This is a genomic window from Streptococcus sp. 1F3, assembly GCF_054968985.1.
Map to the genome: position 1 here is coordinate 1 of NZ_JBUEQR010000032.1, position 23839 is coordinate 23839.

13 protein-coding genes are annotated in these 23839 nt (G+C 43.2%); all 13 read right to left on the bottom strand.

All coding sequences use genetic code 11. The annotated features are described in order from the left end of the window. Positions 1-480 precede the first annotated feature (480 nt). The 13 genes from ACVPON_RS02475 to rnr all read right to left on the bottom strand — a co-directional run bounded on the left by ACVPON_RS02475 (position 481) and on the right by rnr (position 22723). A complete protein-coding gene (locus tag ACVPON_RS02475) occupies positions 481-1221 on the bottom strand; it encodes a PHP domain-containing protein (RefSeq protein ID WP_462875851.1) in 741 nt (246 codons plus the stop codon). A 240-nt stretch (positions 1222-1461) separates the two neighbouring features. Beyond that, a complete protein-coding gene (gene metK / locus ACVPON_RS02480) occupies positions 1462-2655 on the bottom strand; it encodes a methionine adenosyltransferase (protein ID WP_462875853.1) in 1194 nt (397 codons plus the stop codon). Between the two features lie 640 nt (positions 2656-3295). After that, the gene (locus ACVPON_RS02485) at positions 3296-4510 is read right to left on the bottom strand and encodes an ABC transporter permease (RefSeq protein WP_462875855.1); all 1215 of its coding nucleotides are present in this window, start codon (positions 4508-4510) and stop codon (positions 3296-3298) included. Continuing rightward, entirely contained in the window at positions 4507-5400 is an 894-nt protein-coding gene (locus ACVPON_RS02490) for an ABC transporter ATP-binding protein (protein WP_462875857.1), read from the bottom strand. The genes ACVPON_RS02485 and ACVPON_RS02490 overlap by 4 nt, the downstream gene beginning before the upstream one ends. Positions 5401-5831: 431 nt before the next feature. Next, positions 5832-6299 (bottom strand): deoxycytidylate deaminase, encoded by a 468-nt coding sequence (locus tag ACVPON_RS02495; protein WP_462875859.1) that lies wholly within the window; start codon positions 6297-6299, stop codon positions 5832-5834. A 1727-nt stretch (positions 6300-8026) separates the two neighbouring features. After that, positions 8027-8713 carry a glucose-6-phosphate isomerase gene (locus ACVPON_RS02500; protein WP_462875861.1) on the bottom strand — a complete coding sequence of 229 codons (687 nt, stop codon included), beginning with the start codon at positions 8711-8713 and terminating at the stop codon, positions 8027-8029. A gap of 95 nt (positions 8714-8808) precedes the next feature. Next, on the bottom strand, positions 8809-11448 hold the full coding sequence (gene polA, locus ACVPON_RS02505; RefSeq protein ID WP_462875862.1) for a DNA polymerase I: 2640 nt from the start codon (positions 11446-11448) through the stop codon (positions 8809-8811). 166 nt (positions 11449-11614) lie between these two features. After that, on the bottom strand, positions 11615-14977 hold the full coding sequence (locus ACVPON_RS02510; RefSeq protein WP_462875864.1) for an ABC transporter permease: 3363 nt from the start codon (positions 14975-14977) through the stop codon (positions 11615-11617). Positions 14978-14986: 9 nt separating this feature from the next. Next, entirely contained in the window at positions 14987-15688 is a 702-nt protein-coding gene (locus ACVPON_RS02515; protein ID WP_462875866.1) for an ABC transporter ATP-binding protein, read from the bottom strand. A gap of 478 nt (positions 15689-16166) precedes the next feature. After that, complete coding sequence (gene tpx, locus ACVPON_RS02520) at positions 16167-16658, bottom strand: thiol peroxidase (protein ID WP_462875868.1); 492 nt, start codon at positions 16656-16658, stop codon at positions 16167-16169. A 661-nt stretch (positions 16659-17319) separates the two neighbouring features. Beyond that, positions 17320-19773: a heavy metal translocating P-type ATPase gene (locus ACVPON_RS02525; protein ID WP_462875870.1), complete on the bottom strand. Its 2454-nt coding sequence runs from the start codon at positions 19771-19773 to the stop codon at positions 17320-17322. Positions 19774-19913: 140 nt separating this feature from the next. Further along, positions 19914-20381 (bottom strand): SsrA-binding protein SmpB, encoded by a 468-nt coding sequence (gene smpB, locus ACVPON_RS02530; protein WP_462875872.1) that lies wholly within the window; start codon positions 20379-20381, stop codon positions 19914-19916. A 2-nt stretch (positions 20382-20383) separates the two neighbouring features. Then, complete coding sequence (gene rnr / locus ACVPON_RS02535) at positions 20384-22723, bottom strand: ribonuclease R (RefSeq protein ID WP_462875874.1); 2340 nt, start codon at positions 22721-22723, stop codon at positions 20384-20386. Between the last annotated feature and the right edge of the window lie 1116 nt (positions 22724-23839).

Below are 23839 nucleotides of genomic sequence, written 5' to 3' on the forward strand. Positions count from 1 at the left end.
CGCAACAACGGCCTTGCACCTCTTGAAATGAGGAACAAGGCCGTCGCCTAATCTTTTATTATTTCATTGTCCACTTGACAGGGAGCAGTTCATTTTATAGACTTACTATAGTTGTTTCCTTTACTTTTAGTACTAGGCAAGGAGCTACAGGCTGCTTCAACAGTCTAATGACTGTTGAAGGTTGGAAATCATACTGACGATAGTCAGTAACAATCGTAGAGTAGAGCAAAGCGAGGAGGCTGGGCAAAACTAAAAATTTCTCGCCTCGCTTAAAATTTAGATAAATAAAAACAGCTTAGAATCAACGTTTTTAATGATGTGATTCTAAGCTGTTTTCTATATTCTAAGACTTTTTGCCCAACATCGTTGGGAATAAGAAGACGGAGGTTCCACAATCCTTGAAGTAATAAAAGGAAACCGGAATGAGGATACATTCCCGTCAATCAACTTAGAACCTGTATTCCCAAGTAAAGTGCTTGATCACAGCAACCACTCTTTTTGAATACCGTAGTCATTCAAGATTTGCTCCATACGGTCAAAATACAGTCGAAAATGCTGTTGACAGTGACCGTCTGAACCAACTGAATACCGCTTACAGCCCATTTCCTGCAAAATAGAAAGGGCATAAAGATAGAGGGATTCATTGTTATAGAGGTACATAGACTTGCTGTTTAACTCAAACGCCAAATGATAGTCCATCATCTTTTGAAAGAGGGCACGTAGATTGGATTCAAACTCCTGCAACTCTTCAACCGTCAAAGATAATCTCCTAAAGCCATAGTCAAAATGGGCTAGGACATCTGCTGGAATCCGCTCAATAGCCCGTTCCACCTCTTGCAAATAGGCAACAATATGCTCTTTTCGATTCAGAGATAAAACCTCATCTTCCAAGTAATCAAATTGGCCATTATGATGGACTGATAAGAGTTTCACATCAAAGTCTTTTCCCTCTAAATAAGCCAAGGTATCTGCCTCTCGAGGTGCATAATAGCCAATTTCAATCCCCTTTTTAATTCGAGAGCCATATTGCTGGTTCAAGCGCTCAATTTGCTCCGTATAAGCCTGATAATCTGGCATGTCATCGCGAGGACCACCCAGATAGGGATTGGACAAATCAAAATGTTCCGTCGTCACAATTTCTCCCTCATAAATCGCTAAATAATCTTCAAACTGTGCCTCTGCATCATAAGAAAAATAAGTATGTACATGATTATCCCGCATGATTTTCCCCTTTACTCGGAAAGCCAAACCAGAGCCCTAGACAGCTCTAACTGTATAAGGAACAAGCGCCGAACAACGACCACAGGAGCGGTCACCAAATAGAAAGACTAGAATATAGTTATGATTGCGTAAAAATCCTCCCTGTAGTCCTACTCCCCTCTCTCCTTATCTTCAATCAGCCTAGAAAACGGCTGGACCTTTCACCATGGAGCAAAGAGGGGAGCTAACCTTGAACTCAGACTATTCTTCAAGAATTTTTTTAAGGGCTACCACCTTATCCACACGCTCCCATGGCAGGTCAATATCGGTGCGCCCCATATGACCATAGGCTGCTGTTTGGCGGTAAATGGGCCGTTTCAAGTCCAGCATTTGGATAATACCTGCTGGTCGGAGGTCAAATAAGGTCCGAACAGCGCTCTCAAGACGGCTTTCCGCCACCTTACTTGTCCCAAAGGTATCGACCCGTACCGATACAGGGTGGGCTACCCCAATGGCATACGCCAGTTGAACTTCTGCTTTCTTAGCAAGACCTGCTGCAACGATATTTTTAGCAATATAGCGGGCTGCATAAGAAGCTGAACGGTCGACCTTAGTGGCATCTTTCCCAGAAAAAGCGCCGCCACCATGGCGAGAATAACCACCATAAGTATCCACAATAATTTTGCGACCAGTCAAGCCAGAATCTCCTTGTGGTCCACCAATCACAAATCGACCAGTCGGATTGATGAAATACTTGGTCTCCTTATCCAGATAGCGGGCTGGAATGACTGCTTCAATGACTTGTTCGATGATGTCTTTCCGAATCCTTTCCTGACTTACTTCTGGATCATGCTGACTTGAGATAACCACCGTATCAACACGTAAGGGGCGGTTTTCTTCATCATATTCGACAGTCACCTGACTTTTCGCATCTGGACGAAGATACTTGATCACACCAGACTTTCTCAAATCTGCCAATTTCTTGACCAATTGATGGCTAAGCGAAATCGGCAAGGGCATCAATTCAGGTGTTTCATCAACAGCAAAACCAAACATCAACCCTTGGTCTCCAGCCCCAATTTGATCAAGCGGATCTTGAGTTGAATTTCCACGGACTTCCAAGGCTTCCTGCACACCTTGGGCAATATCTGGTGATTGTTCCACCAAAGACGGGTGAACCCCTACTGTCTCAGCTGAAAATCCATATTCCGTATTGGTATAGCCAATCTCTGCAATCGTATCACGAACCACACGGTTAATATCAACATAAGCAGTCGTTGAGATTTCTCCAAACACATGGACAGACCCTGTATAAACAGCTGTCTCTGCTGCCACATGGGCATCACTATCCTGCTCTAAAATCGCATCTAAAATCGCATCGGAAATCTGATCCGCAATCTTATCCGGATGCCCTTCAGATACCGATTCAGAAGTGAAAAGTTTACGTTCTGACATCTTCATGTCCCCCTTTAAATAAAAATGATACTAGAAAAACAACTGCCTCTGTCTTTCATCTCCCTATTCTACAGCCCACAAATAGCAGAAACTATAGAAAACCATGCGACTTTGGAGCCGTTTTTCTCAGCGAGTTAAAAGTTACAAAGTACCGACTGCTCAATCTTCTTGGACAATCGCCTTTTCGGGACTTATAACCTCTCTAGTATACCATTTTTCGTAAGAAATTTCAGAATTTTCCACAGTATTTTTAAATGTTGATATGCAACAAAATCAAAAGCAGGAAGTAATACTCATCGCTTATACCTCTTTCATAGTTGTTTCGTTTACTTTTAGTACTAGGCAAGGAGCTGCAGGCTGCTTCAACAGTCTAATGACTGTTGAAGGTTGGAAATCATACTGACGATAGTCAGTAACAATCGTAGAGTACGGCAAAGTGAGCGGAGTTTCCACAATTCATCTAGAAGATGATTGGAAGTTGGAAATAGAGAAACGGAGTTTCCACAATTCATCTAGAAGATGATTGGAAGTTGGAAATAGAGAAACGGAGTTTCCACAATCGTCGAAGTAATAAAAGTTAAACGAAATGAGTATAAATCCCAAAAAAGAAGCTAGACAAATGCCTAGCTTCGTATGGTGGTTACTTTCTGATAGCGCGTTGAACACTCTTCCACATACCTACATCATCTGTCTGAAGAATCAAACTAGAGTAGATTTGTCCAATATACCAGATACTCCCTATTGTTGTAGCAAATAAAATCAGCAAAGATAAGAATCCTTCAAGATAGGAGGCTTCCTCATGAATCAAGCGAATTGGCATGAAAAATGGTGAGAAGAAAGGAATATAGGACCCTATGGTCAGCAAGATATTCCCTCCTTTCACTCCCAAAGTCACACTCATCACCATAGCCACTACGACTAGGAGAATAACCGGCTGAACTGCCTTATTGACATCTTCAACACGCGTCACCAAAGCCCCACAAACTGCAGAAAGAACGATGTAGAAAATCAAACCTAACAACATGAATAGGATGATATAGACTGTAGAAGGCTGGAACAAGAGGGCGACGACTTGGTGATAGTCCTCTAAGAACTTACGAACAGTCGGAAACTGGCCAACAATAACATAGGCAACTAGAAAACCAAAGACATAGATTGAAATATGGGTCAACACAACTGCCATAATCCCTAACATACGTCCGTAAAAATAATTGGACGCGCGAACACTAGAAAAAATGATCTCCATAATCTTCGTCCCTTTTTCATTCGCAATATCCTGAGCAGTCGTTGATGAATAAACAATAAGGAGCATGTAGAGGGCAAGGGAGAGCACAAACACCAGTCCTGATTGCAGCGTTTGAAGTAATTCTGTATCCTTCTTGATGACTTCATCATAGATGAGTTCTCGTGATAGGAGCTTTTCTTGACGTTCGCTCAACTGAGCTGCTTCTTGGTTGAACGCTAGCTGTAGCTTTTTCAGGCGGTTCAAGACATCTTCCTTAGCATATTGATTCATGCTTTCCTTGCCGTGGTAGCTGGCATGTACCAAATCCTCTTTAACTTCTACTACTAGATAGCCTTCTATATCTCCCTCATCTACTGCCTTTTGGGCAACTTTTTCATCTTGATAATCAAAGTTGTAGTGGTCCTTTGCCTCTCCTAAAACTTGCTGAATCTCAGGGCTAGTTGAAACAACCGGTATCGAATCGGTAGAAAATTGAGACATACCAACCAATGCTCCTATTCCGATAGAAAAGCCCATGAAGATAAAGGGGCTCAAAACCATCAACAAGAAAGTCCATGATTTTACATGACGGAAATAGGTTTCTTTCATAACGATACACATTTGTTTCATAGGGCTACTCCTGATTCTAATTTGAAGATTTCATCAATCGTTGGGGCTTGCTGATCAAAGGTTGATACGTACCGTCCTTGAGTAAGAATGTCAAATAAGGCAGGACCTGCTGCTTCATCATCTATGACCAGCCGCCAAGTACCTTGCTTGGTGCGGCTAACCTTGACCACATGAGGCAAGGCTTCTAATTCTTCTTGCGATTTCTCACTGGTGACAAAAATACGTGTCTTACCATAACGATTGCGGACATCTGCAATCGTCCCAGATACGACCACTTCTCCATTACGAATCATCAAAATATCATCACAGAGTTCTTCCACATTGGTCATGACATGGTCTGAAAAAATAATCGTTGCTCCACGCTCTTTTTCTTCCAAAATCACTTGTTTGAGTAGCTCCGTATTGACAGGATCCAGACCACTGAAAGGCTCATCCAAAATAATCAAATCAGGCTGGTGTAGGAGGGTAATCAGTAATTGAATTTTCTGTTGATTTCCCTTAGACAAACTTTTAATCTTATCTGTCGGATTGCCTTTAACCTCTAACTTGGTCATCCAAAGTGGCAATTGTTCCTTAATATAAGAGGTCGATAAGCCTTTTAAACTGGCTAAATAATGGACCTGATGATAGACGGTTAATTTAGGCATTAAGCTACGCTCTTCTGGTAGATAGCCTATTTTCTCATAGCTTGCTTGGGAAATCAATTCCCCATCTAGGCGAATCTCTCCCTCATAGTCTAAGAATCGCAGGATACTATGAAAAATAGTCGTTTTTCCTGCACCATTTTTCCCGACTAGACCGATAATCCGCCCCTTATCCGCTTGAAAATCAATCCCGTGTAACACGGTCTTTTTTCCAAAACGTTTCTTTAATCCCGATACTTCTAACATCGAAGTCCTCCTTATCTACAATGCGCCACAAGGTTTCCCAAGGAATCGCACATCCAGTATACTCCTATTTGAAGAAAAACTCAACTATATATAGGTTTTCAGCAAGCCGTACGCAGGAAGAAAATGCGTGTAACGATTTTCTAGCTACATGTATTTTTCAAAATCTTTTCCCAAAACCTACACTTTAACAGGGTCAATCCCTCATTTCCAGAGCTATTATCTCACATTTTTTCTACCAAAAACTAACGGCAATATTGAACATATGATTTCTGAAAATAGCATTTTCTTCATCCGTTTGTCGTGGGTTTTCAAACAGAAGAAGCCATCCCCCATTTATCGAAAGTCTTCCTCCCTCAAACTAGGCTGTTTCAGATTCATCTACCAAGTTAGAGAATGAGCCACAGTCTGAAAGGTTTTCTATCTAGGAACTATCAAATCCAATCTGTCTGCGCAATCGCTTCTCTTACCTTTTCAATCGGTAAATGAAGAAGTTCACAATTTTTTTCCCGATAGAGGTATTTGGCATAGTCATCTATCCGGTATTCATTGATGTAGACTACGCGCTTGCAGCCCACTTGAAGAAGCTGTTTGGAACAGTTAAGGCAGGGAAAATGGGTGACATAGGCAGTAAAACCTTTAGGAATCCCCCGCTCTGCCCCTTGTAAAATAGCATTGACCTCGGCATGCAGGGTCCGCACACAGTGCCCATCCACTACCAAACATTCTTGTTCTAGACAATGCTCTGTGCCTGAGACAGAGCCATTATAGCCTGTTGCCACAACCTTATTATCTTTCACAAGAACCGCACCGACCTTGGCTCGTTTACAAGTCGCGCGATTGGCAATCAAAAGCGCCTGTGTGGCAAAATATTCATCCCATGCTAAACGTTTGTCTGACATTTCCTATCCCCCCTAAGTCTTTTCTTTATTATATCACGTTTTTACAGAAAAAAGAGGGGGATAGATCCCACCTCTAAAATCAAGATACGAGAGCGTGAAACGAGTAAAGCAAAAATAGGAGTTTTGACGCAGAACCTTTCGGTTCTAGGAAAAACTATCTTTTTTGCACAACTCGTAGCTCGAGTTCAATTAAGATGTGAGGACGTCAAGAGCAAAGTAAAAATAGGAGATTTACGACGTGTTCGATGAACACGAGGAAATCTATCTTTTTTACACAGCTCTTAGTCCGAACTCAGTTACATAAGATGTGAAGCCGTTAAAAACCGAATGAAAAATAGGAGACTGACGCGGTGTTCGATGAACACAAGAAAGTCTCTCTTTTTTCCGAGCTTTTAGCTCGAGTTCAATTAAGATACGAGGACGTTAAGAAAATGGAAAGAAAAATAGGGAATCGGAGAAGATTACCCTAGTAATCGATACGATTCATCTTTTTTCTACCATTTTTAGTCCGAGTTCAATTAAACCAAGATACAAAGCCCGTGAAAAACTCAAAGCGAAAATAGAAAATTTGACGAAGAAACTTTAGTTTCTAGGAAAATTTGTCTTTTTCGCACAGAGTTTAGGGCGTGTTCAATTAAACCAAGATACAAAGCCCGTGAAAAACTCAAAGCGAAAATAGAAAATTTGACGCAGAACCTTTCGGTTCTAGGAAAAACTATCTTTTTTGCACAACTCGCAGCTCGAGTTCAATTAAACCAAGATACAAAGTCCGTGAAAAACTCAAAGCGAAAATAGGCGGCCGAGCAGAAGTTGCTTGCAACTTCGTTGCGAGACCCCTGCGAAGATAGCTAGGCTAGTCACCAATGAAATGCAGGGAATAGCCAGCTAGCTACCGCTAATACACTGTATTTCAATCCATTTCTGTTATAGTCTTTTTCGCACAGAGTTTAGGGCGTGTTCAATTAAGATACGAGAGCGTGAAACGAGTAAAGCAAAAATAGGAGTTTTGACGCAGAACCTTTCGGTTCTAGGAAAAACTATCTTTTTTGCACAACTCGCAGCTCGTGTTCAATTAAACCAAGATACAAAGCCCGTGAAAAACTCAAAGCGTACCAAGAGAAGAAACTCTCCACTGGATCGTTTCTTCCATATCCGTAAGCGAACAATGTTCGCAACAGCTCTAGCAAAACAGAAAATTTGACGAGTGAAAAGCTCCAGTGGAGGTTTTCAGTCTATCCCTAAAAGGATTTGCAGTGTAATCGGCTAAAGCCTAAACAACTACCTATCTTTTTCGCACAGTGCTTAGCTAGAGTTCAATACAACTATAAACTAGCTACTCCAAACAATCTAACAGCCCTATCAGATATTAGAAAGGCTAAGTCATGTTTATTCTTAGCGATATCAATTCCAACGTAGAGCACAGTGTCTCTCCTTCCGATTCATTTATTAGCAGCTGTTGTTCGTCCCACGCACTCTTTGCCTTGTATCCTTACACGAGATAAAACGTCTGGGCGTTATCATTCTAATGACCAATCAAACAAAGAGCTGTGGTTAGAGCCTTTCTATAATCGTCAAAGCGATTGGAAAAATAAACTAATCCACAGCGCTGAACTAAGTATAAAACAAATCTAAATGAAAGGGTTTATACTATCGGGAGCTACCCGATAATATAAATATAAGGAAAGACAATCGAGACTTCCATATTGTGATTGTCTCCACCTCCTTTACTAAGGTGTTACCGTGACGATTTCTGCCTGTCGATTGGCTGCTAACTGATAAAGGACAGTCTTGAGCTTGGAAACGGTAGTCGTCACTGCTACTTCTTGATTGATATTTTCCGATGTAAGGGGATAAATGACGCTTCCTACAATAACGGAATCATCAAAGTTCCCTGTATTTTCCAAGCGATAAAAGGTGACTTGAGCAATATTCTTTTCAGACCGTACCTCGTACCCAACTTGCCATTCCTGATCATTGATAGAAATACTGGTCTCTTGAATAAAGTTTTGACCATCTGTTTTCAAACGTTGCGCCAGCTCCTCCTTGGTCATAATCTCCCCACCTGAGATAGGAGAAGTCTGGTAGGCGTCTAGAGTATATAACTGCACACCACATGTCAAACCACTCTCAGACGCTTTATAGACATACGTTACCGGCTGCGCCCCTCCAGCTACCTGGTCGAGCTCCCAACTATCTGATACTTGATAGAGACGATAGGACACTTCTTCTTCCGTCACGTCTCCCTGTCCACGAGTTCTCATCACACCATTTTTAGCAGAATAAAGTTTTGCTTGCTCCTTACTCGTCTCAATGGCACGAGGCTCTACCTCTGCAATCTTCTGAAGCGCAATAACCCCTGTCTGTGTCTCGCTTCGCTCCCATATATTTTGTTCCATTACGGGTTCAGACGCCACCGGCTCTTCCTTTTTTGCCCCACATGCTGATAAGCATAGTAGAGACACTATTCCTAAATATAAAACGCTCTTTTTCATCTTCATTGCCATCCTTTCTATTTGGCTTCATACCACGTTCTGCCTGCATTTTCATCAGCAATCAGCGGAACGGAGAGGGAAATCGCAGCTTCCATGACTTCCTTGACCATGGAGCGAATTGTATCCAACTCATCATTTGGCACTTCAAGAACAATCTCATCGTGCACCTGCAAGAGCATGCGCGTGCGCAAGCCAGCCTCTAGCATTGCCCTATCTAAGTTAATCATGGCTACCTTCAGCACATCTGCTGCCGAACCTTGAATCGGGGAGTTAATCGCAGTTCTCTCGGCAAAATTCCGAATATTGAAATTGCGCGAATTGATCTCAGGAATTTCCCTACGGCGGTGGTAAATGGTCTCTACATAGCCCTTGTCACGCGCTTCACGGACAATCCTTTCCATATAATCTTTAATCCCTGGAAAGCGTTCAAAATAGGTGTCAATATAGGCTTTTGCTTCCTTGCGACTGATGCCTAAATTGTTAGACAAGCCAAAATCTGAAATCCCGTAGACCACTCCGAAGTTTACCGCCTTAGCATTGCGGCGATCATTGGCGGTCACATCTTCTGGCTTTTCAATCCCAAAGACCCGCATGGCGGTCGAAGTATGGATATCAGCACCTTGGCGGAAGGCTTCTATTAAGTGTTCATCTTGAGAAATATGCGCCAAAATCCGCAATTCAATCTGCGAATAATCTGAACTGAGCAGGACGCTATCTTCCCATTCTGGGACAAACGCCTTACGAATCAAACGCCCTTGCTCCAGACGAACCGGGATATTTTGCAAATTAGGGTCGGTACTGGATAGTCGACCTGTCTGGGTCAAATCTTGGACATAGCGAGTATGGATTTTCCCATCCTCCATAATAGATTCTTGAAGACCGATTACATAAGTCGATTGCAACTTGGTAATTTGACGATATTCAAGAATCTTCGACACAATGGGAGCAATCGGGGCAAGCCTTTCTAATACATCTACAGCCGTTGAATAGCCGGTCTTAGTCTTTTTGGTAAATTCAAGCGGCAACCCCATCTTCTCAAAGAGAATCATCCCTAATTGTTTGGGCGAATTGATGTTAAATTCTTCACCGGCCAAATCATAAATATCCTGCGTCAACTGTTCAATCAAGACATCATTTTCAGCTTGCATCGCTTTGAGCGTATCCGCTTCAACCTTAATGCCTGTCATTTCCATCTTAGCAAGGACGTTGGCAAGTGGCAACTCCATGTCAAAGAACAGATCTGACTGTTGGTTTTCAGCTAGCTTGGTTCGCATAATCGGCTCGGTCTCAACCAGTACCGCCAATTTATTGGCTAGGTGTTGGTAGAGACTGTCTTGATCAGGGAGTGTACGCTTTGCCCCCTTGCCATAGACCACCTCATCAGCCACCAAACTGTGTTGCCCATAGAGCGTGGCAATGGTCGCAATCTCGTTATCTTCAACAGTGCTAAGCAGATATTTTGCCAAACGACTATCAAAGGCTACAAGCCCCAAATCAATCCCGTAGTGGGACAGAAGAACCTTGCTACGTTTGAAATCATAGGTCTTTATGGCTGTATTTGCTAAAAATTCCTGTAAAATCTCTTGCGAGAGCAAGTCTTCTCCCCCCACATAAATAGTCTGTTCATCACCCCAGGCTAGAGCGATAATCGGCTCTTTGTGGTAGTTATCCCCGAAGATTTCAAAATGGAAAAACTGGTCTTTATGAAGCATATCAGCTCGGACGGTTTCAACTGTTACAAACTCCTGCTGGCTAGCAGTCGACGCCCTTGCTTCACTTCCTAGCTGAGCACGGAGGACTTTAAAGCCCATGTCTTCATAGAAAGCCGCTAGCTGCTCTACATCTGGTCCTTTATAGGCAATGTCCTCTAAACCAATAGTAATCGGCGCTTGGGTATCAATCGTTGCTAAGGTTCTAGAGAGAAATGCCTGCTCCTTATCCTGAATCAGATTGTCTTTCATTTTAGACTGCTTCATCCTATCAATATGCTCGTAAATCCCATCGAGTGAACCGTATTCAGTCAAGAGCTTCAATCCTGTTTTTTCACCAATTTTGGTCACACCAGGGATATTATCGGACTTATCTCCCATAAGAGCCTTTAAGTCGATGAATTGGGTCGGTGTAATGCCCATTTTTTCCATAAGATAGGCTGGCGTAAATTCTTCAAATTCTGCCACCCCTTTTTTAGAAATCTCAACAACAGTATTATCATCTGTCAGCTGAATCAAGTCCTTATCACCGCTGACAATGGTCACAGCAAAGGGGATATCTGTCCGCTCAGCCATCTTATCTAAGGTTCCAATAATATCGTCCGCCTCGTAACGCTCTAAATCATAGTGGTAAATCCCCATGGCATCTAGCATTTGGCGAATAAAGGGAAATTGCTCACGAAACTCATCTGGCGTCTTGGCTCTTCCTGCCTTGTAACCCTCGTACATCTCCGTTCGAAAGGTCGTCTTGCCTGCATCAAACGCCACCAACACATGAGTAGGCTGAATCCGCTTCATCATATGATCGAGCATGAGATGAAAACCATAAATCGCATTGGTATGGAGACCCGTAGGGCTCTTGAAGCGTTCAATTTGATTGTAGAGTGCAAAAAATGCACGAAAGGCTACAGATGAACCGTCTATCAATAATAATCTATTTTTATCCATGCTCCTATTATACCATATCTATCCCCATTTCTTATCTATAAGACACACAGAAAACACAAAGAAAGAGAGAACAAACGTTCTCTCTAAAAGCTAGCTTCTCATCTCCTCATCACGATTGATAAGGGGCAGGTTATTTTCACATATATTACAAGTATTTCCAGTTTTTTCATTCGCCGGATTTGAGAGCTTCTAACATATTGAGTTTGCTTAAATGATGATGAACATAGATGCCCAAAATGGCTAAAATACCTAGAACTGCCCCAATCGGTACTAGATAGACATCAATTGACACTTTCGGAGAAAAGAGAATGGCTGGAGAAGCAATCACGACTAGGAGCAGTCGATGTAAGAAGAAGCCCACGAGTAAGCCTAGTCCAATTCCCACAAGGGATAAGAGCATGGTCTCGCGGTAGATATAAAAGGTTACTTCCCGGTCATAAAACCCTAAAACCTTAATCGTTGATAATTCTCGAATCCGCTCTGCCATATTGATATTGGTCAAGTTATAAAGAATCACCATTCCCAGTAACACGGATAGGACGATTAAAATAATCATAACAGACTGGAGGGACTGGACAATGGTTTCAAGGAGGGTAATCAAGGAAGTGTTCTGAACCACAGCAACTACTCCTTTCAAGGAAAGAAGCTCTGCTGCAACCCTATCAACTGTTTTTGTCTGATGATCAGCTAAGACCACAAGGGCTGCATTTGGCTGATAGATCTTCCCGGTCCCTTCTTGGTAGGCCGTTGCAGACAGGTAGATAAAATGACCCGCATACATCTCTGTAATACCAGCTACTTTGAGGCTGACAGGCTCCTGATTGAGGTGGAGGGTAATCCTATCTCCGACTCCAACCTGATAGAGCTGTGCCAATTTTTCAGAAATAATTGCTCCTTTTTCTGGGAGTGACAGGGATTGACCCGTTACGGGCTTGCGCAAGGTGACAAAGGAAGCTAGATCTGTTTCTTCACTGACAAAGAGGCTAATGGCAAGGGCTTCTTCCTGACCCTTGACAGACTCATTTAAGCTGTAGTAAGCAACTGGAAGCCTATCTTTGATAGCTGTTGCACGAAGTGCCCTTTCCACCTCAGACTTTTCTTTCTGGCTGGCCCGATCCTGTCCAACCATCACCATATGATAGTGGAGGATCTGATCAAACTGCTGATGAATGACCCGAGAAATGGAGGAGCGAATGCCCAAACCTGCAAACAAGAGGGCAACAGTACCTGCTATTCCAATAATCGTCATGAACATGCGTTTCTTATAGCGAAAGATGTTCCTTGCCGTGACCTTTTGAGTAAAACTCAGCGGTCGCCAGATAAAAGGGAAATATTCTAAGAAAACCTTGGCTCCCATAACAGGTGGCTTAGCCTGTAATAATTGAGCTGGTTTTTCTTTCAATTCCTTTTGTGCCACCAAATAGGCCGGTAGAACAGAAGATAGAAGTGAAAAGATGAGTGCAAGGCTTATCCACTTAGGATAGGCATGTACCTGGCTTGCTCCGATGACGGTCGTATCTGTAATAATCCGACTAATCATAGGAGCAAGGACAAAATTCCCCAAGAGGATACCTATAATCGCGCCTAACAAACCAGACGCCAAACCATAGAGAACAAACCTAGTCAGCACCTGTCCATTCGTATAACCAAGAGCCTTTAAAATCCCTACATTGGATCGCTCCTCATCGACAAAGCGGGTCATGGTCATAAAGGTTACGAGGGCTGCGACCACATAGAGAACAGCAGGGAAGATATTGCCTACCGCTGATATACTTTTGGTACTACTATCGTAGTTGGCATAGCCGTTCCCTCCAGGCAAGCTATCTCTGGTGTAACTTTTGTATTCTGGGGTATTCAACTGAGCTAGATCTGCTTGCGCTACTTGTAGATCTTTGCGTGCTGTCTTGATTTCTTCTTCGACCTTTTCTCGTTTACTTTCAAAGGTTTTCCTTGCCTGCTGCAGTTCTGCTTTTCCTCGGTCTAATGCTACCTGCTGATCTGCTAAACCAGTTCGGGCGGACTTTAATTGCTCCTGACCACTTTCATAGGCAAGGTGCCCTGATTCGTAATCTGAAAGACCTGCTTGGTAAGCAGTCATACCATCTTGATAACTGCTCAAAGCGGTTTGATACTGAGCTTCCCCAAATTCATACTGTTCTTTCGCACTTCTGTAGACTGCTTCTTGTTGCTGATAACGAGCCGTTCCCGTCTCATAAGCAACTTGCCCTGCTTGATACGCCTCCTGCATATTGGCAATATCAGTCTCTAATTGCTTTAAGCCAAGCTGAAGCTCGACCAACTCTGGGATATCACCTGGATTTTCTCCCGTGGCTACTGCTACAGCAATCTGATCCTGAATTTTCTGGGTTCTTGCTTCAAAATCGTTTCTTGCCTGCTCTATATTGATAGCCAAGTCTTCCAATTCCTGCTGTTTTGCCTGCAAATTGGCTTGCTCCGAAAGAAGGCCTGCTGCCATCTGCTCCAATTCCAGCTTCCTTTTATCCAAATCCGCACGATTGCTATCTAATTCTTTTTTAGCCTCTTGTAATTGCTTGTGACTGTTGTCTAGCTGTTGTTGAGCGCTCGCCAAGTCTACAGCAATCACCTCTAATCGTTGCGCCCTATGTTCTAATTCTGCCTGTCCTTGATTGAATTGTTCCTGTGCTACCTCCAAATCCGCTTCTTTTCTTGTAAGCTGCTCGTCTACCTCTTCTAGTTGGGATTGGGCATCTGTAATTGTCTGCTCAGCAGTCTTTATCTTTCCATTTCCCTCCTTACGAATAGTCTCTAGCCTTTCCTTACCATTATCTGCTAAAAGCTGATTGAGAGCGTCTTGGTGAGCCATGATTTTCTGCTTGTAAGCTGAATGATAGTAGGGAATCCCTTTCACATCATCATAGCAAATCCGAGCTACCATATAGACCTCTGAATCAAAAGTAGCTTCAGGTACGAAGGCATATGCCACCAGCTGACCAGTTCCGGTACTAGCTGGTCCAAGATTGATTTTCCCCCAAATTTCAGATGAATCTGCAAAACCTGTCACAGTAAAGGTGGTCTCTTTTAAAACAGAGGCTTGTTTATCTCCCTCTTTAATCGTGATAGTATCACCAATCTGGTACATGCCATCAAGGTTGGTCGATAGTAGGATTTCCCCTGCTGATGAGGGCGACTTCCCTGCTTTTAGCTGATAGCGTGAAATCGTTTTGGGGATAGAAAATAAACGAATCGCTTCTGTTCCTCCTGCAAGAGTGACATCCTTAAAATAGCCATATTCAATCTGGACACCAGTCAGCCCGTCTAGCTCTGCCTTATCTGCCTGACTGATACCTAGATCTGACAGGACAGCGATATCAAACATCTGTCCTTGATCGATGTAATCTTGCGCTGTTTTTTCCATATTAGGGGCTGCGACTTTCAAACCTATGAAAGTCATTGCCCCAATCAGCATCAGATTAAAAATGGAAAAAAAGCGTCCCTTTGATGACGATAAAGACTGCCAAATTGTTTTCCAATACTTCCTCTTTTTCATCTTCTTTTCCTAATATTCTAAGGTCATGATATCCTGGGGATTGGGATTGACCTGAATCGAATGCACACGCGCATCCCGCATCTGAATGACCTTATCTGCAATAGGGGCAAGCGCTGCATTATGGGTGACAACAATCACAGTTGCTCCCTCTTTTTTGGACATGTCTTGTAAAATCTGTAAAACCTGTTTACCTGTTTGGTAATCAAGGGCTCCCGTGGGTTCATCACACAGGAGTATCTTTGGACGTTTTGCCACAGCGCGTGCAATCGTAACCCGTTGCTGCTCTCCACCGGATAGCTGGGCTGGAAAATTATCCAAGCGGTGTCCCAGTCCAACTTTTTCTAAGACCTCAATCGGATCCATCGCATCGCGGACAATTTCAGATGCCAATTCCACATTTTCTTTGGCAGTTAAATTCGCAACCAAATTGTAAAATTGAAAGACGAAGCCAACATCCTCACGGCGATACTTGGTCAACTGCTTGCTCGTAAACCGAGCAATATCTACCCCATCAATCTGAACCATGCCCTCGTCATTGGTATCCATACCTCCTAGGATATTGAGTAGGGTTGATTTTCCTGCACCAGAAGAACCCAGAATAATAACCAATTCTCCCTTTTCAATCTCAAAAGAAATATCCTTGTTTGCCACAATGCGGTTATTGCCCATCACATAGGATTTTGAACTATTCTTGACCTCAATATATCCCATACTTCCCTCTTTCTTCCTTACAAGGAACTTACTCCCTCTACGATAGTTATAGCTTATTACCTGACAGTCTTTTCGTTTCCTTTTGCATTTTCTAAGAGAAAGGAATAACACTGTTATTTTTGAATTTCCTTGACTATCATTATACCATGTTTTCGCTTTCAAGGGGAAAACGGAGCAGGGAAAGATATTTCCCTATTGCCTACTTCCAATAGAGTATTAGAACTCGCTTTGCCGTACTCTACGATTGTTACTGACTATCGTCAGTATGATTTCCAACCTTCAACAGTCATTAGACTGTTGAAGCAGCCTGCAGCTCCTTGCCTAATACTAAAGCAAACGAAACAACTATACCACACTCTAATACAGCCTATTTTAAAACAAAAGCACCAATCTAAACTTGACTTTTAGTGAGTATGACGATCAAACTAGCTTGAAGTGACAAGAAAACGAGCAAGCTGGCTTACTCGTTTTCAGTAGATTACAGGTTCTTTGCAACTGCTAGAGCGGCATCGTAATCTGGATGCGCATTGACATTGTCCAGATATTCAACATAGATGATTTCATTGTTTTCATCTAAAACAAAGACCGCTCGTGCCAATAAGTTCCATTCCTGCATCAAGAGACCATACGATTTTCCAAAAGCATGGTCATAGTAGTCCGATAGGGTTACTGCTCCCTCAAGGCCTGCTGAGCCACACCACCGAGCTTGGGCAAAAGGTAAATCTGCCGAAACAGTAATGACAACCATATTGTCTGTAGTTGCTAACTCTTGATTGAAGCGACGTGTTTGGGTATCACAAATGCCTGTATCAATAGAAGGAACAACGCTAATCACCTTGCGTTTGCTACCAAAATCGCTGAGGCTTTGCTTGGTCAAATCATTTGCCATCAAGACAAAATCCGGGGCTTGATCTCCAACTTTCAGCTGAGTTCCGACAAGCGTCACTGGTTTTCCGATAAATGTTGTCATAGTAGGCTCTCCTTTTTTCTAAGAAATGATATTCACAGGTGACGACTTTGATTCAGAAGACTGTTTTCCATTGTCAAGGTAGATTGTTAACAATGCAACCTATGTATAAAGAAAGACAAGTACGAACGAGCAAAAACGAGCCTTACATGAAAGGTCTGACCTGTGAAGAAAAAATCCAATAGCTCTATTGTAAGCATTTTACCTTAGAAAGGCTACTATTTTGATTGGAATTTCCTCGTTGTTTTCTACTGTTCCTATCTTCCCTCTTTACTTGATATAGCACACCCAAACTAGGTCAGCTTCCGTACAACAATGACCTGCCCCTGTCTCATGTGGTCTACTCTCCCACACTGAAAATAAGAAACATTGGAGCGGCAAAGCTATTCCTAGAAACCTAGAACCTGTATTCACCAGTAAAATGCTTTTACACTCATTTAGTTTAACTTTTATTACTTCGACGATTGTGGAAACTCCGTTTCCCTATTTCCAACTTCCAATCATCTGGAAGATGATTGGAACTCGCTTTGCCGTAGTCTACGATTGTTACTGACTATCGTCAGTATGATTTCCAACCTTCAACAGTCATTAGACTGTTGAAGCAGCCTGTAGCTCCTTGCCTAGTACTAAAAGTAAACGAAACAACTATATATACGAGAGCATTTTAATACAAGCTTGCTTTTTTTAAACGAAGTGCATTGGCTAATACAGAGACAGAACTCAAGGACATGGCTGCCCCTGCCAACATGGGATTGAGTAAGGGACCACCAAATAGGTGCAATACTCCCATAGCAATAGGGATACCGACCACATTATAGGCAAAGGCCCAGAAAAGATTTTGCTTGATGACCCGCATGGTGGCTTGGCTTAACTGAATCGTACGCACCACATCAAGCAAGTCACTACGTACCAAAACGATGTCAGCTGATTCCATTGCTACGTCTGTACCAGAGCCAATCGCAATGCCTACATCTGCCTGTGCAAGCGCTGGTGCGTCATTGATCCCATCGCCGACCATCGCAACTACCTTCCCCTTTTCCTGCCAATCTTTGATGACAGTTGCCTTGTCTTCTGGGAGAACTTGACTGATGACCATTTGAATCCCTGCCTGATCTGCAATGGCTTGTGCTGTAGCCTGTGTATCACCTGTCAACATCACCACTTCCAAGCCCATAGCCTGCAATTGTCCTACAGCATCCGAACTGGTTTGTTTCAATTTATCTGCAATACCAAGGACACCAATCATCTGCTTATCCAAGGCGAGTAAGACCGGGGTTTTTCCCTTTTGAGAAAGCCTGTCGCTATCAGCTTCTGCCTGCTCCAATGCCACACCATAGGCAGCCATTATAGAACGATTTCCAAGAAGAATTTCTCTTCCCTCGATCGTACCAATTAGGCCTTTTCCAGAAAGAGACTGAAAGTCGCTTACTGCTTGCAAAGCAAGTCCCTTTGCCTTTGCCTGAGAAAGAATAGCCTCAGCCAGCGGATGCTCTGAATAATGCTCCAGACTAGCTGCTAATTGTAAGACCATATCCTCGGATTTATCTTGATAGCTCAATACATCCGTCACCTGCGGTCTACCCTGTGTCACTGTCCCTGTCTTGTCTACCATGATAGTATCCAGTTTCTCCGCCCTCTCAAGTACTTCTCCAGATTTGATCAATAAACCCTGTTCAGCCCCTTTTCCAGTTCCTACCATAATGGCTGTTGGGGTCGCAAGCCCCAAGGCACAAGGACAAGCAATAATAAGAACCGCTATCATAATAGAGAGCGAAAAAGTCCATGATTCTCCAGCTAGGATCCAGAAAATCCCTGCCCCCAGAGCCAAGAACATGACCACTGGAACAAAGACAGCCGCCACCTGATCTGCCAGTTTAGCAATGGGAGCTTTGGAGCCTTGTGCTTCTTCTACCAAACGAATAATCTGAGCAAGAGCCGTATCCTTACCAACCTTGGTAGCTCTCATACAAAAGGCTCCGTTTTGATTGATAGAGCCACCAAATACCTCATCACCAACTCTTTTTACAACAGGTAGACTTTCCCCTGTCAGCAGGGCTTCATCAACCGTTGTTTGTCCCTCTACCACCTCTCCATCAACAGGAATTTTTTCACCCGGACGAACCAGAATCCGATCCCCCACTATAACCGCATCAAGCGTCACTTCAATTTCTTGATTACTTCGGAGGACATGAGCAGTTGGAGGGGTCAAAGCCATTAGATGCTGAATGGCTGCAGAGGTTCGGCTTTTTGAGATGGTTTCTAGATATTTCCCTAGCGTAATCAGGCTTAAAATCACTGCGACCGACTCTAAATACAATTCCGCATGGTCACCATGTGCTACCTGAACTTTCCCTAACCACAAGAGGCTTGTCATAATAAGTCCTTGAATCAAGGCCGCTCCAGTCCCAATCGCAATCAAAGAGTCCATATTGGGGTGTCCTTTTTGCAGAGTTTTCAGACCTTTTTGGTAAAATCCCCGCCCCATATAAACAATAGGCAACACTAAAATCCACTGGACAAGGGCTGAAATAGAGGCTTGATGAAAAAAACTTGGAAGCAAGAAATTCCCCCACGGGGTCATGGGAGCCATAGCAAGATAGACAAGCGGTGTAGCAAATAAGGCTGACCAGACAAAGCGGTGCCACAGTTTTCTTGCCTGCTCTTTTTGTCCAAGACTTTTGTCAACCGCCTGCATCGCCTCTTCTAGAAAGGCTTCATAACCTGCTTCTTTCACTGCCTGCTGAATACTTGTTACAGACTGCAACCGTGCATCGTAGCACACATAAAGGCTCTCTGTCGCTAAATTAACCGCTGCTTCCTCCACTCCGTCTAGGCCTCTCAAGCTACGTTCAATCGCCATCGCACAAGAGGCGCAAGTCATCCCCTTGACTTGGTAGGTTTCCTCAACTACATTTGAAACCAAATGGTATCCAGCCTTTTCCACAGCATCTAGAAGGTCTGCCTCCTTGAGCCTTTCTACGTCGTAGATAACCATCACTTGCTCGACTGCCAGATTCACACTAGCTTCTGTTACACCCGCTAAGGACTGGATTGTTTTTTCAACTGTCATAGCGCAGGAAGCACAGCTCATCCCCTCTACTGTATATATTTTCTTCATCTCAACCTCTCCTTTTGTCTACAATTGTAATCACTATACGAACAGTATACTTCTTTTGACTACATTTGTAAACTATCTTGTTTTTTTAAGAACCCCTATCCACAAATGAGAGTAGGTGTGAATAGAGATTCTATCCCTTTCTACCTCGCATTGATTGCCTTCATTGTGCGGGCAATATCACGTTGTTGCTCCCTGCGTTTGATTGATTCACGTTTATCGTAATCATGTTTTCCTTTGGCAAGACCGATTAAGACCTTGGCAAAGCCATTTTTTAAATAGACCTTGAGCGGAACTAGGGTCATCCCTGTTCCTTTCACTTCGCTTTCAAGACTAGCAATCTGCTTCTTATGCAGGAGCAATTTGCGCGTTCTAGTTGGATCCTGGTTCCAGATATTGCCTTCATCGTACGGCGCAATATGGACATTATTGAGCCAGGCTTCTCCCTTACGAACTTGTGCAAAGCCGTCTTTTAGATTTATCCTCCCTGCTCGGATAGACTTGATCTCTGTCCCTGTCAAGACCAATCCTGCTTCAATGGTATCGACAATACTATAGTCATGACGGGCTTTCTTATTTTGTGCGAGAACCTTTCCCTCACCCTTTGCCATCTCTATCTCCTTTTCTTGCGTTTCACCTTTGCCACTTCCTTATAAAATGGTTTCTTTTTCTTATCTTTTGATTTCGCTTTTTTGCTGGAGCGGTAAGCCTCTTCCTCTTTCTTACGTCCCTTACCTTTGCCACGTCCCATGCGGTCTGAGCGATCGCGATTAGCATGACTTTTACTCTTACGAAGCGCCTTTAAGGGTTGTTCAAGCAGATCAACATCAGACGGGACATGAGCAAAGTCAATCTCACCTGTCAGCTTATCTGCCCGCACCAAGGTCACACGAATGCTTTGTCCTACTCGGAACACTCGTCCTGATGTTTCCCCCTTGAGGGTCAAGGTGCGCTCATTGTACTGGTAAAATTCGGGTAGATTTTGAATGTGAATCAAGCCCTCAACAGTATTGGGTAGCTCTACAAAAAGACCAAATTTGACGATGCTCGACACCACACCGTCAAACTCCTGCCCAACAAATTGCTGCATGTATTCAGCTTTCTTCATAGCCTCCACTTCACGCTCAGCTTCAATCGCACGGCGCTCTAAGCTCGAAGTCTGTTTGGCTATAGCAGGAATAGCTGCCTCAAAATGCGCTACTACTTCTGGCGTAGGCTTGCTGTATTCTCGTACCATGCGGTGAACCAGGAGATCTGGATAGCGCCGAATTGGGCTGGTAAAATGCGTATAGTAATCTGCCCCTAGGCCATAATGACCATGGTTATGCTCTGAATAACGTGCCTGCTGCATGGAGCGCAACAGCATCATATGGAGCACATCAGCATAGGGTTCATCCACCACACGAGCCATCAAATCCTGCAAGGCTTCTGAACGAATCGAACTGGCTGTCCCTGCAATTCCAAGACCAAAACTGCTAGCATAGTCGATAAATTTTTGGAGTTTATCCACCTTTGGCTCCTCGTGAATCCGATAGATAAAAGGGAGGTCTAAGGTACTAAAGTGCTCTGCAACTGTTTCATTTGCAACCAGCATAAAGGACTCAATCATTCGCTCAGCAATCCCTCGCTGACGAATTTGGATATCAACAGGTAAACCATCTTTATTGACCATAATCTTAGCTTCATGGGTATCAAAGTTGAGCGCTCCCCGCTTGAGACGCATACTTTCCAAGGTTTCATGGAGTAGGACCATCTTTTCAACACTGGAGACAATCTTTGAAAATTCCTTCAATTTTTCCTGATCCCCGGCAATCATGCGATTGACATCAGCATAGGTCATACGGTAGGTCGTATGGATCACCGTCTGACCAATCCAGTGCTTGACCACCCGCCCCTTGCGGTCGATCTCCATAATAGCTGACTGGGTTAAGCGGTCAACATTAGGATTCAAAGAACAAATGCCGTTTGACAAACGTTCAGGGAGCATCGGCACCACCCGATCGGTCACGTAGACAGATGTCCCACGATGGAGCGCTTCTCTATCTAAGGCAGACCCCTCTGTTACATAATGGGCAACATCTGCAATATGAACGCCAAGTTCTAGGTGACCATTTTTTAATTGCTTGATATGAACCGCATCGTCCAAGTCCTTGGCATCTGCCCCGTCAATTGTAAAAATCACTTCCTGACGCAGATCCAAGCGACCTTCATAGTCCTCCTCTAAGGGTTGGTCTGGAATTTGGTTGGCTTCTGCCAAGACCTCATCTGGAAATTCGGAGAGAATATCCATTGATTCCAATACTTCAAGAACATCTACACCAACATCGTCCTTATGCCCGATGATATCACGAATCCTTGCCACAAAATAGTCCCGTTTTCTGATCGGATATTGCTCAATATCAACCTTGACAATTTCTGTCCCGTCCAAAACCATAGGAGATTTTTTTAGGTAAATCGGCTGGCTAATCTTTTGATTTTTGGACTTGATATAGCCTGCGTATTCCTTTTTATTCTCATCAAAGATGACCTGACCGACAGCTGTCTTGAGGCTATGTTCTAAGATGTCCACAACCTCTGCTTCTGCCACTGTCCCCTTGAAGCGATCTGCAACTTTTTTAATGGCGACTTCAACCCTATCCCCCTCAATAGCATCATTGACATCGCCACGCCCGATAAAGAGATCATCTTCTGTCTCATCAACCGTCACAAAACCAAAGCCATTTTTATTCGCACGAAAAATACCCGTCAAGGTCACACGATTGGTTTTCTTCTTTTCTGGCAAAGCAATCCTACCTTGATCGTCAAATCGTAATTGCCCGCATCCCTCCATATGAGATACTTGCTTGACCAAGTCTACAAATTCTTTTGCAGACCGTAAGTGAAAATGGTCTGCTAATTGATTCATGGTCACAGGACCAACTGTTTGAATATAATTACAAATTTCTTTTTTCATTTCTCTCTTTTCATTAAGATGTGAAGCCGTTAAAAAACCGACTGAAAAATAGGAAATCGAAGCAGGTTGCTTGGCAACCAATGAGATTTATCTTTTTTCCGAGGTTTTAGGCTGAACTCAGTTACATAAGATGTGAAGCCGTTAAAAAACCGACTGAAAAATAGGCGGCCGAACAGAAGTTGCTTGCAACTTCGTCGTGAGACCCCGGCGAAGCTAGCTAGGCTAGTCACAAATGAAATGCAGTGAATAGTCAGCTAGCTCCCGCCAATAAAACAAGTTAGTGTATCTTATTCATTTTTTATCTTTTTTCCGAGGTTTTAGGCTGAACTCAGTTACATTAAGATACGAGGGCGTAAAAAAAGCGACTGAAAATTAGGAAACATGACAAAGAAGCATAGCTTCTAGGAATGTTTATCTATTTTCCGAGCTTTTAGCCCGAGTTCAGTTCAATTAAGATACGAGAGCGTGAAACGAGTAAAGCAAAAATAGGAGGTTTGACGCAGAACCTTGGTTCTAGGAAAAACTATCTTTTTTGCACAACTCGTAGCTCGAGTTCAATTAAATCAAGATACAAAAGCCGTAAAGCGAGCAAAGTAAAAATAGGAGACTGACACAGGGTTCGATGAACCCAAGGAAACCTATCTTTTTTACACAGCTCGTAGGCTGTGTTCAATTAAATCAAGATACAAAAGCCGTAAAGCGAGCAAAGTAAAAATAGGAGGTTGACACAGGGTTCGATGAACCCAAGGAAACCGATCTTTTTTACACAGCTCGTAGGCTGTGTTCAATTAAATCAAGATACAAAAGCCGTAAAGTGAGCAAAGTAAAAATAGGAGGTTGACACAGGGTTCGATGAACCCAAGGAAACCGATCTTTTTTACACAGCTCGTAGGCTGTGTTCAATTAAATCAAGATACAAAAGCCGTAAAGCGAGCAAAGTAAAAATAGGAGACTGACACAGGGTTCGATGACCCCAAGGAAGTCTATCCTTAGACTGTTAAAGCACAAAATGTACCAAGAGAAGAAACTCTCCACTGGATCGTTTCTTCCATATCCGTAAGCGAACAAAGTTCGCAACGGCTCTAGCAAAATAGAAAATTTGACGAGTGAAAAGCT